At 59.1% G+C, this 13,236-nt stretch carries 16 protein-coding genes; 7 read left to right on the top strand and 9 right to left on the bottom strand.

All coding sequences use genetic code 11. The features are described from left to right. Positions 1-328 precede the first annotated feature (328 nt). The 3 genes from AC1D19_RS29085 to AC1D19_RS29095 all read left to right on the top strand — a co-directional run bounded on the left by AC1D19_RS29085 (position 329) and on the right by AC1D19_RS29095 (position 2,018). On the top strand, positions 329-565 hold the full coding sequence (locus tag AC1D19_RS29085) for a glutaredoxin family protein (protein WP_477756109.1): 237 nt from the start codon (positions 329-331) through the stop codon (positions 563-565). A 172-nt stretch (positions 566-737) separates the two neighbouring features. After that, entirely contained in the window at positions 738-1,055 is a 318-nt protein-coding gene (locus tag AC1D19_RS29090; protein ID WP_477756108.1) for a transcriptional regulator, read from the top strand. Between the two features lie 72 nt (positions 1,056-1,127). Next, positions 1,128-2,018 (top strand): pseudouridine synthase, encoded by an 891-nt coding sequence (locus AC1D19_RS29095; protein ID WP_477765415.1) that lies wholly within the window; start codon positions 1,128-1,130, stop codon positions 2,016-2,018. 84 nt (positions 2,019-2,102) lie between these two features. On the opposite strand, the gene AC1D19_RS29100 is transcribed toward AC1D19_RS29095, so the two are convergent. Both AC1D19_RS29100 and mobA read right to left on the bottom strand, forming a co-directional pair. After that, positions 2,103-2,324 carry a YgdI/YgdR family lipoprotein gene (locus tag AC1D19_RS29100; RefSeq protein WP_090457042.1) on the bottom strand — a complete coding sequence of 74 codons (222 nt, stop codon included), beginning with the start codon at positions 2,322-2,324 and terminating at the stop codon, positions 2,103-2,105. 78 nt (positions 2,325-2,402) lie between these two features. Continuing rightward, positions 2,403-3,005: a molybdenum cofactor guanylyltransferase MobA gene (gene mobA, locus AC1D19_RS29105; protein ID WP_477765416.1), complete on the bottom strand. Its 603-nt coding sequence runs from the start codon at positions 3,003-3,005 to the stop codon at positions 2,403-2,405. 81 nt (positions 3,006-3,086) lie between these two features. Here mobA and moaB point away from each other — a divergent pair, with 81 nt between their 5' ends. Further along, the gene (gene moaB / locus AC1D19_RS29110; RefSeq protein WP_223456911.1) at positions 3,087-3,626 is read left to right on the top strand and encodes a molybdenum cofactor biosynthesis protein B; all 540 of its coding nucleotides are present in this window, start codon (positions 3,087-3,089) and stop codon (positions 3,624-3,626) included. Further along, positions 3,610-4,836: a molybdopterin molybdotransferase MoeA gene (locus tag AC1D19_RS29115; protein ID WP_477765417.1), complete on the top strand. Its 1,227-nt coding sequence runs from the start codon at positions 3,610-3,612 to the stop codon at positions 4,834-4,836. The genes moaB and AC1D19_RS29115 overlap by 17 nt, the downstream gene beginning before the upstream one ends. Positions 4,837-4,900: 64 nt before the next feature. Here the strand turns inward: AC1D19_RS29115 and AC1D19_RS29120 are convergent, their stop codons facing one another. The 4 genes from AC1D19_RS29120 to AC1D19_RS29135 all read right to left on the bottom strand — a co-directional run bounded on the left by AC1D19_RS29120 (position 4,901) and on the right by AC1D19_RS29135 (position 7,917). After that, positions 4,901-5,215: a hypothetical protein gene (locus tag AC1D19_RS29120; protein ID WP_477765418.1), complete on the bottom strand. Its 315-nt coding sequence runs from the start codon at positions 5,213-5,215 to the stop codon at positions 4,901-4,903. A 286-nt stretch (positions 5,216-5,501) separates the two neighbouring features. Beyond that, positions 5,502-6,161, bottom strand: coding sequence for a response regulator (locus AC1D19_RS29125; protein WP_477760592.1), 660 nt, complete (start codon positions 6,159-6,161; stop codon positions 5,502-5,504). Further along, positions 6,158-7,051: a sensor histidine kinase gene (locus AC1D19_RS29130; protein ID WP_477765438.1), complete on the bottom strand. Its 894-nt coding sequence runs from the start codon at positions 7,049-7,051 to the stop codon at positions 6,158-6,160. The genes AC1D19_RS29125 and AC1D19_RS29130 overlap by 4 nt, the downstream gene beginning before the upstream one ends. A gap of 395 nt (positions 7,052-7,446) precedes the next feature. After that, on the bottom strand, positions 7,447-7,917 hold the full coding sequence (locus AC1D19_RS29135; RefSeq protein WP_477754958.1) for a hypothetical protein: 471 nt from the start codon (positions 7,915-7,917) through the stop codon (positions 7,447-7,449). 464 nt (positions 7,918-8,381) lie between these two features. Here AC1D19_RS29135 and AC1D19_RS29140 point away from each other — a divergent pair, with 464 nt between their 5' ends. Next, on the top strand, positions 8,382-9,317 hold the full coding sequence (locus tag AC1D19_RS29140) for a chemotaxis protein CheV (protein WP_218427764.1): 936 nt from the start codon (positions 8,382-8,384) through the stop codon (positions 9,315-9,317). A gap of 83 nt (positions 9,318-9,400) precedes the next feature. Beyond that, the gene (locus tag AC1D19_RS29145) at positions 9,401-10,207 is read left to right on the top strand and encodes an MOSC domain-containing protein (protein WP_477765419.1); all 807 of its coding nucleotides are present in this window, start codon (positions 9,401-9,403) and stop codon (positions 10,205-10,207) included. A 97-nt stretch (positions 10,208-10,304) separates the two neighbouring features. Here the strand turns inward: AC1D19_RS29145 and ppnP are convergent, their stop codons facing one another. The 3 genes from ppnP to AC1D19_RS29160 all read right to left on the bottom strand — a co-directional run bounded on the left by ppnP (position 10,305) and on the right by AC1D19_RS29160 (position 13,233). Further along, complete coding sequence (ppnP, locus tag AC1D19_RS29150) at positions 10,305-10,589, bottom strand: pyrimidine/purine nucleoside phosphorylase (protein ID WP_007940055.1); 285 nt, start codon at positions 10,587-10,589, stop codon at positions 10,305-10,307. Positions 10,590-10,658: 69 nt separating this feature from the next. After that, positions 10,659-11,201: a 3'-5' exonuclease gene (locus AC1D19_RS29155; protein ID WP_477754961.1), complete on the bottom strand. Its 543-nt coding sequence runs from the start codon at positions 11,199-11,201 to the stop codon at positions 10,659-10,661. Between the two features lie 70 nt (positions 11,202-11,271). Then, positions 11,272-13,233: an acetyl/propionyl/methylcrotonyl-CoA carboxylase subunit alpha gene (locus tag AC1D19_RS29160; protein WP_477765420.1), complete on the bottom strand. Its 1,962-nt coding sequence runs from the start codon at positions 13,231-13,233 to the stop codon at positions 11,272-11,274. Positions 13,234-13,236 lie beyond the last annotated feature (3 nt).

The following is a 13,236-nucleotide window of genomic DNA, read 5'->3' on the forward strand; positions in this document are numbered from 1 at the left end:
CTCAATTAGTTTCCCTACCGCGCCGGGTCTGCTGTTGTGCAGGGCAAGGCGCGAGAAGCGCAGTTTGGTCATTCCAAATCAGCTTCGAGCAACACAGCCCTGCACAACAGCAGGCCCGGCCCTTCGGGTTGTGCCTTAAAGCTGGCCATGCTGCGTTGCAGGCCTTGGAAAGGGAACAACCATTCCCAGCGGCCTACGCCTTGCCTGGCCAGCTTTAAGGCGACAACGCGGTAGGGAAACTAATTGAGAACGCCCCCTGGGGCTCAATGGCTCGACGGTTTTTCGGGGCAGGCCTAGAATGGTCAATTCATTATCTGGTTGAGCGCTCATGCTTCCCGAATGTCAGCTGTTCGGCACCCTTGGATGCCATCTCTGTGAAGTAGCCGAAGCCATGTTGATGGAGTTTGTCGAGCGCGGCCTGCTGGTGGAACTGGTGGATATCGCCGACGATGAAGCGTGGTTCGCAGCCTACAGCCTGCGAATTCCAGTGCTGCGACGAGTCGATACCGGTGCTGAACTGGGCTGGCCGTTCAGCGCCGATCAGGTGGTGGCATTCCTGCGTTGAGCGGTTCTTGTGCTGGCGGTATGTCCCGTCTGTCGAACTTTGCGATTGATCCCCTTGGCTTATTCGGTGTTGATCGGATACTGTATGCGTATACAGTTATTCGCGGTGCCTGCCATGCCGTTCCTGATTTTCGGGAGTGAGCAGGCAAGCCCGGGCGTGAGAGGGATGAATCGTGGTCAATGTCGAACAGTTGAAGAGCAGCGTGAACCGGATGTCCGCAGACGTCGTGCGCGAGGCTGTCCTTGAGTTGCGTCTGGATGGTCTGGTGACCGAGGGGAAAACGCCCTTCAACAAAATGCATTTCAATACCTGTTTCGCAGAAATCGAAGCCTTGTTTCAGCGCGCGGGTTATCACCGGCAACTCGATGTCGTGGGTTATCAGGGATTGTTGTACGCCCTGTACGACCCCGCTCGCTGGGAGGCGGTCGATGTACTGCGCTGGCTCAAGGAGTACACCGAAGCGGCGGCGCGCACACAGATCCCGGCTTGAGGAATCTTCTCTAGGTTCCTTCCCCCCTGCTGTTGGATAATGCCGCCCTGCACTGAGGGTTAGAGCTTTCGTATGTCCACTTCATCTTTTTCCGCGGCACACAGCCAGGCCAGTACGCTCTACTTGCCACCTGGCCCGTGGCAGACCGTAGTCGATTGCCTGTGTGAGCATTTCAGCGCCATCGGTCGTGAACAATGGCTGGACAGAATTGCCCGTGGCCGGGTCCTCGATGGGCAGGGCATGCCGATAGCCCTCGATCTGGCCTACAAGGAAGGTTTGCGGATTCATTATTTTCGCGAAGTGCCGGATGAAAAGCCGATCCCGGTGATCGAGTCGATCCTGTACGCGGACGAGCATCTGGTGGTGGCCGACAAACCGCACTTTCTGCCCGTAACGCCGGCTGGCGAATATGTCGAACAGACGCTACTCAGGCGCTTGATCCGGCGCCTGGGCAATCCGCACCTGGTGCCATTGCATCGCATCGACCGACATACCGCAGGGCTGGTGCTGTTTTCCGCCAATCCGCAGAGTCGTTCGGCTTATCAGTCGTTGTTTCCAACCCGGCAAATCGAAAAGCGCTACGAGGCCATCGCTGCGGCGTTGCCTGACCTTGCTTTCCCGTTGGTTCATAAAAGCCGACTGGTCGATGGCGAACCGTTCTTCCGCATGCAGGAGGGGCCAGGGGCCAGCAACACCGAGACGGCGGTCGAAGTCAGGGAGAAACAGGGGGATCTCTGGCGTTATGGTCTTTACCCGGTGACGGGCAAGAAACATCAGCTGCGAGTACATATGGCAGCGTTGGGTGCCGGTATCTGCAACGACCCGTTTTACCCAGAGGTGCTCAAGGATGCGCAGGATGACTACGCCAATCCTTTGAAACTGCTGGCTCAGGGTCTGAAGTTTCTCGATCCGGTCACAGGCCAGGCGCGAGAGTTCGAGAGTGAAATCACCCTGCAATGGTGATTAATAAGCAACTCTGAAGCGCTGTCCTTCAGGCATGAAAAAGCCCGCATCAAGCGGGCTTTTCTGTATCCGGCAGTGCCCGGATTACAGCTCTTTAACGGTACGAATCTGGTCTTTGTTGATGCGGGTCTGTTTGCCGTCGAGCTGTTCGAATTCGTAGAAACCGGAATCCTTGTCGAACTGTGGCGTGTCGACGGCCTGGATTTCGCGACCGTCATTCAAGGTGATCACCGTAGGCGATGCGCAACCGGCGAGGGTGGCGAGGCCGAGTGCAAGCATGAAAGTGGCGAGGGTCCGTTGAGTCATGAGTGTGTTTCTCCGAATAAGAAATCTTTGGTTACCGAACTTGAGACGTGCACCATTCGCGCAAGTTCCTGATTAATCTCAGTCTGACACAGTGTCGTGACCGCTTAACAGTTCCGGCGTGTTGAGGTTGGCCAGCCGAGGGTCCTTGTCGGGGCATTGCAGTGCGGTCGCACCGAGCTTGCGCATCAACCGGCCAGGGCTGCGCTCACCTTCGTTCCAGGCGTTTTCAAATGCTGCCCTGTGTAGCACAGGAATCACGCACAACAACGGTTCCCAGTGGTCATCATGCCGCACCATCAGCGGCTTGTCCGGATGCAGGTTGGCGGTCTCGCGCATATTGTCGATCAGCGCCGCATCGATGCCCGGAACGTCACAGGGCAAGACCAGCAGATGGCTATGGCGAGCAGCTTTCAGGCCAGCGCGAATACCGGCCAGCGGCCCGGGGAAGTCACCGTCATCATCGTGGACCAACTGGTCGGCGTAGGGCGCGTACTTCTCAAGGTTGCGATTGCAGGAGATGATCAGGTCATCGCTCAGCGGGCGGGTCTTGCGATGCAGATGTGCAATCAGGGGTTCGCCCTGCCAGTCCAGCAACCCTTTGTCCCGACCACCCATACGTTGGCCGCGACCGCCCGCCAGGAGCAGAATGGAGCAGGGTGGCAATTGTGAATTCGAGGTCATGGCAGGTCTCCATGGGAGCGGCGAAAAAACGGAGCGCTGTGATATAACACCGGGCTGTTTCTCCTACAACTGGACGAGCCTATGAAAGCCAAGGCTGATGTACCTTTCGCACCGCTGAATATTGCAGTGCTGACTGTCAGCGATACCCGCACACTGGAAACCGACACCTCAGGTCAGGTCTTTGTCGACGGCTTGACCGCCGCCGGTCATTACCTGGCAGCCCGGGTGTTGCTCAAAGATGACCTCTACAAAATTCGCGCGCAAGTCGCCAACTGGATTGCCGACGATGTCGTACAGGTTGTGCTGATCACCGGCGGCACCGGTTTTACCGGGCGTGACAGCACACCCGAAGCCGTCGGCTGCCTGCTGGACAAACAGGTTGATGGATTTGGTGAACTGTTCCGCCAGATCTCGGTTGCCGATATCGGCACTTCGACCGTTCAGTCCCGGGCGTTGGCCGGTCTGGCCAATGGCACGCTGGTTTGCTGCTTGCCGGGCTCCACCAATGCCGTGCGCACCGGTTGGGACGGCATACTGGCCGAGCAACTGGATTCGCGGCATCGGCCGTGCAATTTCGTGCCTCACTTGAAACAGGCAGCGCCTTGTGAATCCCGTGGGTAAGCCTGGCAAGACTGGCAGCCTGATGCCCGTCGAGCAGGCGTTGGCACGCTTGCTGGAAATGGCCGAGGCCTCAAGGATTGTCGAGCGCGAACGCTTGCCGTTGGCACAGGTACAGGGGCGTGTACTGGCTGAAGACCTGGTGTCGACCCTTGACCTGCCACCCTGGCCCAACAGTGCCATGGATGGTTTTGCCTTGCGCATGGCGGACTGGACGGGAGAGCCGTTGGTGGTCAGTCAGAAGGTGTTTGCTGGCCAGGCCCCCGATCCGTTGCAGCCAGGAACCTGTGCGCGCATTTTCACCGGGGCGCCTGTTCCCGCCGGTGCCGATTGCGTCGAGATGCAGGAAAACGCCGAGGTTCAGGCGGATGAGCGAGTACGTTTCACTGAAGCCTTGACCCAAGGTCAGAACATCCGTCCGCAAGGCCAGGAAACCACCGTCGGCGAGCTGATTCTGCCAGCAGGTACGCGGTTGGGGCCGATCGAGCAAGGATTGGCTGCCTCATTGGGGTGCGCTGAGCTGGAGGTGGTTCGCAAGGTGCGTGTGGCGGTGCTGTCCACCGGCGACGAATTGATTGAGCCTGGGCAGACGCTGGGGCCGGGACAGATCTACAACAGCAACCGGGTGTTGTTGTGCAGCTGGTTGCAGCGTTTGGGGTGTGAGGTCGTCGACGCGGGCATTCTTGCGGACAATCTGCAAACCACTCGTTCCCGATTGGGTGAATTGAAGGATGTCGACCTGATCCTCTCGACCGGTGGCGTATCGGTAGGGGAAGCCGATTTTCTGGGTATCGCCTTGCGCGAAGAGGGCGAATTGACGCTGTGGAAACTCGCCATCAAGCCCGGTAAACCGTTGACCTTCGGACATTTTCGCGGTGTACCGGTGATTGGCTTGCCGGGCAATCCGGCATCGACCCTCGTGACTTTTGCATTGTTGACCAGGCCCTATCTCCTGCGCCGTCAGGGTGTAAAAGAAGTCGAGCCGCTGAAGGTGCAGGTGCCGGCAGGGTTTGACTGGCTCCAACCTGGCAATCGGCGTGAGTATTTGCGCGGACGGCTGGAAAACGGCAGGGCGACGATCTACAAAAACCAGAGTTCTGGCGTACTGCGTAGCGCTGCCTGGGCTGATGGATTGGTAGAAGTCCTGGAAGGCCGCACGCTGGTTCAGGGCGATAGCGTTTTCTTCATTCCGCTGAGTGAAGTTCTGAGCTGATAGTTTCAGCAGCTTGGTCACACAAAACCCGGTTGATTGAACCGGGTTTTGTGTTCAAGGCCACTCAATGCGCCAGAAGCAATGAAATAACCTGCTCGAAACGGCTATTGGCGATCCAGCCAAGGAGGCCGAGGATCACGGCTGTTCCGCAGGCGGAATAGGCAAGCCTGTGCTTGATGGATTTGACGTCATCCAGGACTTCGTCCATGTCCCTGCGTAAGCTCTTGAGGTGTGTTTCCAGCTCGGTGACGCGAGGTTCCATATCAACTTCTCCCGTGGCTTTTGTGCTGTTGCGGTATTCAGCTCGATGGCCTGCAGTTTTATTATCTGTGAGCGGCAAGACCGAAATGGCCGGTGATGCGAGGTTTTGGCATTGCATGGCACGTCCTTGTGATGTCCTGCAACCCAAGGTCTACCAATTCAGATTTGTGGTCAATTGAGCCGATTCCTCACGTTTTGTAAGAAAAATCCTGCCGTGTAGGGATCAAATCCTTCCGACTGGAAATAATTCGTTTTCTTTCGACTTTTAACGGGGGGGCTTCTGGCGTCGACAGCATGTTTATTCGTGCGCGCCTGCCCTGGAAGGGAACAACCTGCGGTTCTCGGTGCGGCCAGCGGCGTTACTCGTGCATCTGCCTGACGATTCGCCGCTGTTACGAGCCAGTCTAGTCGTCAAGGCTGATGATCTGTTCGCGCACGGCAAACAGCACCAGGCCGGCCACATCGTAGATCTGCAGACGCTTCATGATCTGCGAACGGTGGGTTTCTACGGTCTTGACGCTCAGCCCCAGGCCATTTGCGATCTCTCGAGTGGATTTTCCGCGAACGATCAACCGCAAGATTTCCAGCTGACGTGCCGTCAGGTTGTGCGAGTCGGCAGGTTCGGGTGGGTGCTTCTGGTTTCGGGTCAACGCCTGGTTGATCACCGTGTGGGCAATGGCCGGGCTCAGATAGCGCTCGTTGTTGCGCAAGGCCTCCAGCGCGTGCTCGAGCTCGGTCGCCGTGGTGTCCTTGAGCAGGTAGCCATGGGCTCCGGATTCCAGCGCCTGCATGATCAGGGCCGGGTCGGTGTGCATCGAGAGGATCAGGACCTTGCTCTGCGGGCGCACCCGCTTGAGTTGCTGCAAGGCTTCGAGCCCACCGGTCTGGCGCATCGAAATGTCCAGCAGGACAATATCCGGGGACAGGTGCGCGACCATCTCGAGCAACTGCGAGCCGTCACTGGCCTCACCGATGACGGCGTAGCCGGGCAGGTCCATTACCAGGGCGCGCACGCCAGCCCTGATCAGCGAGTGGTCATCCACCAGTAGTAAATTGCAAGTCAATGCATAACCTTATTCGAACTGGCCCGTTCGAGCGCACGGGGCGCCCAGGGAAAAAGAGCTTCGATTTGGGTGCCTTTGCCCGGCTCGCTGGTCACGGTCAGCGTGCCACCCAGTTGATCGATCCGTTCCGACATCCCGGCCATACCGCGTTGTCCTTCACGACCGGGGTCGGTTGCAGGCGCGAAGCCTTGACCATCATCGCTGATCTGCAACTTCAGGCCTTGTGGCAGACGCTGCAGGCATACCAGCAGGTTCTTGGCCTGGGCATGTCGAAGGATGTTGGTGACCGCTTCCTGGGTAATACGGAAAGCGGCCACGGCCATTTCCTCCGGTATGCCGGTCAGGCGTTGCTGGCATTCCAGGCTCCAGTGCAGCGGGGTGTTGGCCAGGCTCTTGAGCAGGTGCGCGCGCAGACTGGCTTCCAGCCCGAGGCTGGTCAACTGCCGGGGATTGAGAATGGCGGATACGTCACGAACTTTGGTCAGGGTTTCTTCCAGCGTGTCGCAGAGGACCGAGCATTGCTCCTGGAGTTCTTCAGGCATCCGGCGTTTGAGCCAGTCACTTTGCAGTTTTGCGGCGGTCAGCAATTGACCGATGTCGTCATGCAGTTCCCGGCTCAGCCGGTGACGCTCGTTTTCCTGAACCTGCAACAGCCGGTCGGCCAGTTCCTGGGGCTGGAATTTGATGGATTTGCGCGAGAGGCAGTACTGCACGGCTGCACTGGTCAGCGCCGCAACGTTGAGCACCAGCAATGACAGGGGCAACGGGATGGACAAGCCATAGGCCAACAGACTGCCGAGCGTCGAGCAGGTGCATAACAACAGCGTGAATGTGCGTGCATTTTCTCGGGAAGGTGGCCACGTGGCGATTGACTTGAGGCTGGCGTGCATAGCGGATGGAGCCAATGGATTTTCGCTGCGGGCAGACCGGTCATGCTGGCTGACAGGCCCCTGTTTTTTAATCTGGAGCGTCGACTTCAACGGGGTGTACTTTTTTGGAGAAATCAGCCCCAAACTGTCCGGCTGCAACCACACTGCCACTAATTGGCGTCAACTAACAGGCGGCATAGTAGCACTTAAGATACCGCTGGTCGCGTCCGTATATATGTCCGAAAAGTCAGGAGTCCAGTCGTTGGACGCTGCTTCCATAAAGAAACAAGTTGGTTGATGTGTTTGTTAAAAGAGGTCGTTTATAGCTATGAAAAAATCAATTGCGACATGTGTGCACTCAAGTTACAGCGCGGTATTGATAACCAAAACACGCCATACGACATGGTTCGGCAAGTTCAGGCCTGTCGCTGCGAATAGGAAACGAGGGTGAGCGGCCTGGAATTGATCGGTGGTTGAAATCGGCTTTGCCCGACCTGAAAGGCAAAGGCTTCAATAAGGGTCACTTGCTCACTGTCGTCGAGACTGAGCTGTCCGGTGGTCTGGTCGATGAGTTCAAGTTGCCAGGCAATCAGGGTCAGGCAGTCTTTCAAGGCACTCAGCGCCTCGTCGTGCAGGCTCATGGTGTTCTGGGCGTGGTTCAGCAGGCCATGAATATGCAGAGAGAATTCAGATACGGCCGCCAACGCCAGGGCATCGGCCTTGTTGGCCAGCTTGAGCAGTGTGCTGAGCATGCAGTCGATGGCGTCCTTGTCATTGCTGATCAGCTGCAGATGACTCAGGCATTCCTCGGTTTTAGCCAGGAGTGTTTGCGCCTCGACGAGGAACTCCGTGAGCCGCTGGGTCCACTCTTTACGGTCGTTCGGCATACTTATCTCCACAACGTCATGTCAAATGAGGGGGATATCGAGTGTGTCGACGAGGGCGCTCGGGACCCCGGCATTGCCGAGTCGTCGGGTGAACGAGCTTCGGCTGGCCCGCAGGCAGGCAGGGGAACACGAGAGGGTGGTTGGCCACTGACTTGCGATCGCACACAAAAGCCTGACTCCGTTCATGCAATGAGAATGGCGTCACATTAATGGCTATTGGATATTGCGAATATCAGGTTGCACCTGATTGTTGATAGGGGAATCCCTTACACAGCGGAACCTATCGCGTGAGTTGTGGTCGTGTGACGCAGAAGTGCGGCAGATGTAATCGCAGCGCCAGTAAAGCATGATGTTAATGTGACATCAATGCTTGGGCGTGGCATTTTAGAGTGGGTCAAGCTTCGGCAAAAACAGCCGATAACATTCTTTAAGTGAATTCATCCGAACAAGACCAGGAGTCATTGATGGCCGGCATTCTCGACACGGTAGACCAACGCACGCAACTGGTGGGTGAGAATCGCCTGGAAATTCTCATGTTCCGGCTCGCCGGACGGCAATTGTTCGCGATCAACGTCTTTAAAGTACAGGAAGTCTTGCAGCTGCCAAAGTTGACGCTGATGCCACAGCGCCATCCTTTTGTGTGCGGCGTGGTCAACCTGCGTGGCCAGACCCTGCCGGTGATCGACCTGTCCCAGGCCATCGGCATGCGCCCGTTGGTGCCGGGGCCTGGCAGCACGATTATCGTCACCGAATACAACCGTTCGGTGCAGGCCTTCCTGGTCGGAGGCGTGGACCGGATCGTCAACATGAACTGGGAAGCCATCCTGCCGCCACCGAGCAGTGCCGGCCGCCAGCACTACCTGACGGCCATCAGCAAAGTCGATGATCAACTGGTGGAAATCATTGACGTCGAAAAGGTCCTGGCCGAAATCGTCCCGTACAACGCCAAAGTCTCCCGCGACAAGCTCGAAGATCCGGTACTGGAACGTGCCCGTGGCCGTGAGGTGCTGCTGGTGGATGACTCGAACGTAGCCCTGGCGCAATTGCGCGATACCCTGGGACAGCTCGGCGTGAAGATGCACATCGCCAGCGACGGGTTGAAGGCCTTGAACATGCTCAAGGCCTGGGCCGATACCGGCGTGGACATGACCGACAAACTGCTGATGGTCTTCACCGATGCGGAAATGCCGGAAATGGATGGCTATCGCCTGACCACCGAAATTCGCAACGATCCACGCCTGCGCGGCTTGTACGTGGTGCTGCACACCTCTTTGTCCGGCAGCTTCAACGATTCGATGGTCAAAAAGGTCGGCTGCGACAATTTCCTCTCCAAATTCCAGCCGGACAAACTCGTCGACGTGGTGCGCCAGCGCCTGATGCTTGACGAAGTACCGGCCTGATCAGGCCACGGGCAGTTTTTTTGGCCTTTGATTCGGTGATCAAGCTCGTATAGGGTGGCGTTTTGCCTACCAGGGAGCTGGCCATGTTGCGTCTGAGCGCGCTGTATCGTTATCCGTTGAAATCCGCCAAAGGCGAGGCCTTGCAAGCAATCGGTCTCGACAAGTTGGGGCTGGACGGCGATCGGCGCTGGATGCTGGTGGATGAAGCCAGCGGTCGCTTCCTGACCCAGCGTGCAGTGGCGCAGATGAGCCAGCTGTCGGCGTTGTGGAATGCCGAGGGTGGCTTGGCTCTCAGTGCCCCAGGCTTTGCGCCGATCGATATCGCCTTGCCCGATAGCGATGCACAACTGCGAGGCGTGACGATCTGGCGCGATACCTTGCGAGTGCCCGATGCAGGCGATGAAGCAGGGGCCTGGGTCAGCCAGTTCATCGGCAAACCGACACGCCTGGTGCAAGTGCCGCTCGATCGGGCGCGGATGACGGAGACTGGCTACGGCAAGGATGACGATCAGGTGGCGTTCGCCGATGGCTATCCGCTGTTGCTGATCGGCCAGGCCTCTCTCGAGGACTTGTCGCAACGGGTCGGGCGTCCGTTGGAGATGCTGCGTTTCCGGCCGAACCTGGTGATCGAAGGCAGTGCAGCGTTCGCCGAGGACGGCTGGAAGCGTATCCGTATCGGCGAGGTCGAGTTCCGAGTGGTCAAGTCCTGTTCACGCTGCATCCTGACCACCATCGACCCGCAGACCGGGGAGCGCAGCGACGACCGCGAACCCTTGGCCACCTTGCAGAAATACCGTGCCCAGGCGGACGGCGCCATGTTCGGCCAGAACCTGGTCAACGACGGCAACGGTCGACTTGAAGTCGGCATGCCGGTGGAGATCCTGGAGTAGAAACTCTCGACTCACCGCCCGCACAACGAAAAATGCCCGTGTCCTGAGACACGGGCATTTTTTTCGCAGTGACTTTTTTCGGTGAAATCCCGCGGGTTTAGCCGCGGTATTCGCACAGGTAGGCAGTGTCGACGGCCACTTTCAGCTGGAACTTGCTGTTGGCCGGCACGTTGAACTGGCTGCCGGCAGCGAAGGTTTCCCAGTCGCTGCTGTCCGGCAGCTTGACGGTCAGTGCACCGCTGACCACGTGCATGATTTCACGCTGGCTGGTGCCGAATTCGTACTCGCCCGGAGCCATGACGCCGATGGTCGCTGGACCTTCTGCGGTGCCAAAGGCTATCGACTTGACGGTGCCGTCGAAGTACTCGTTGACTTTAAACATGGGCGATTCCTCGAAAAGGGCTAAAAAGGGCCGGCCAGTATGCACAAGGCCCTTGGCGTCGTCACCTGTCTAAAGCGGCAGAACCAGCGGCAGCAGGCGTGCGGTATTGCGCGCATCTTCCAGCGCCCGGTGTTGCTGGCCGGTGAACTGCAGGCCGGCCAGTTGCAGAGCGCCGTTGAGTCCTAGCGGGCGTTCCAGGCGTCGGGCCTTGGCAAAGCGCTGTTTGAGGTTCATGTGCGGCACGTTGGCCAGCATGCTGGCGAGTCCCAGCTGCTGCCAATCCTGAAGCAGTTGTTTACGATCGTAATCGCCCCAGCTGGCCCAGCCTTCAAGTCGCACGTGGTGTTGGCCGAGCCAGCGTTCAAACGCGGGCCAGACTTCGCCCAGCGGTTGTGCGGCGTCGATGTTGGCTTGGGTGATGTGCGTCAGCTCGCGGCAAAACGGCGTCAGCAACGGCCGCCGCAAAGGCCGGACGAAACGCTGGAACTGGTCCAGTTCGCGTCCCTTGCGGTCCACCAGGGTGGCGCCGATTTCAATGATTTCCATATCCGTTACGGGCCAACCACCTTCATCGGTGGTGGCCTCCAGATCAATGACCAGCCAGTGAGGCATTGCAGGTTTCCTGGTATCCGCGTCCTGTAGGGTTTGAGCGTAGCCAAACCCGGCGGTTCCGCCTAGCGGCTTATTCGACCTCCAACAGAATCTGCCGGTTTTTTACCTGATCCCCGACTTTGACTTGCAGGCGTTTGAGCACACCGTCGATGCCCGATTTCAACGGGTGCTCCATTTTCATCGCCTCCAGTACTACCAGCAACTGGCCCTTGCTCACCGGGCTGCCTTCATTGACCAGGACGTCGACAATCGCCCCGTCCATCGGTGCCTTGAGGGTGCCGGAGCTGGCACCGGCCTGGCTGGTCACCTGCGCCTGGGTGCGATCCTCAAATTGCAGGCTGCCCGGGCGGGTAAACAGCCAGAGCTGCCCGGCCTCCAGGCGATAAGCGTGGCGCTGGCGGATGCCATCAATCTCAAGGGTGGCCCAGCGTCCATCGTTGTGGATGATCTTCAGTGCGAGGCTGCGCTCGGCGACCTGAATGCGCAATGGCTCGCCCGGGATAGCCTGCAACGCTACCGGCCAATCCTGATCCCCCAGGCCAATGCGATAGTGCAGTGGCACGCTGGCGTTGTTGCGCCAACCGCAAAGCGCGGCCGGATGAGCCTGCGCTGAGGCCTGATAGAAGAGGGCGGTGGCGATGGCCAGGTGATGCGCGCCCGGGGCATGGGACTGCAGGCAGGCATGCTCGGAAAAATGCTGCGCGATGAACCCGGTGCTGAAGTCCCCGCAGGCGAACTGCGGGTGTTCCAGCAGGCTGGCGAGCAAGCGCTGATTGCTTTGCACGCCCAGCAGCACGCTGTCTTGTACCGCCCGCAGCAATTTGCGTCGGGCTTCCTCGCGGGTGGCGCCGTGGGCGATGAACTTGCCGAGCATCGGGTCGTAGAAGGGGCTGATGATCTGGCCTTCGATCAGGCCGTGGTCGATCCGCACGCCGTCCTGCAATCCCGGTTCCCAGGCCACGACGCGCCCGGTTTGCGGCAGAAAACCCTGAGCCGGATCTTCGGCATACAGGCGTACTTCCATGGCGTGCCCGTGGAGTTGCACCTGCTCCTGGCGCAAGGGCAGCGGCTGCCCTTCGGCGATATTCAACTGCCAGGCCACCAGGTCCAGGCCGGTGATCAGTTCGGTCACCGGGTGCTCCACTTGTAGCCGGGTGTTCATCTCCAGGAAGTAAAACTGCCCGCGTGCATCCAGCAAAAACTCCACGGTGCCCGCACCGACGTACTGCACTGCCCGGCCGGCCTTGAGCGCTGCTTCGCCCATGGCCTGCCGCAGCTCAGGCGTCATCACCGGGCAGGGTGCTTCCTCGATGACTTTCTGATGCCGGCGCTGCACCGAACAGTCGCGCTCGCCGAGGTAAATCAGGTTGCCATGGCGGTCACCGAACAGCTGGACCTCGACGTGACGGGGTTCGACCAATGCCTGTTCGAGAATCAGTTCGCCGCTGCCAAAACCGTTCAGGGCTTCGGAGCGCGCGGTGCGAATCTGTTCCAGCAAGTCGCTGGCGTTGTGCACCAGGCGCATGCCGCGTCCACCGCCGCCCGCACTGGCCTTGATCATCAACGGATAGCCGATGCGTCCGGCTTCGCGGCTCAGGGTCGCGTCGTCCTGCCCGTCGCCTTGATAACCGTCGATGCAAGGCACACCGGCTTCGAGCATGGCGAGCTTCGACAGGCGCTTGCTGCCCATCAGTTCGATGGCCTCGGGGCTGGGGCCGATGAAGGTGATGCCGGCGTCCTGGCAGGCGAGGGCAAACCCGGCGTTTTCCGAGAGGAAGCCGTAGCCCGGATGGATCGCATCCGCGCCCGTGCGCCGGGCCGCGTCGAGGATGGTCTGGACGTTCAGGTAAGACTGGTGCACGGGGGCCGGACCGATGTTGACCGCCTCGTCAGCCATCTGCACGTGCAGGGCATCGGCGTCGGTATCGCTGAACACGGCGACCGTGCGATAGCCCAGTGCCTGGGCCGTGCGCTGGATGCGGCAGGCGATTTCACCGCGGTTGGCGATGAGGATTTTTTTGAGTCCGGGCATGGG

It is taken from the genome of Pseudomonas sp. P1_C12, assembly GCF_056406435.1.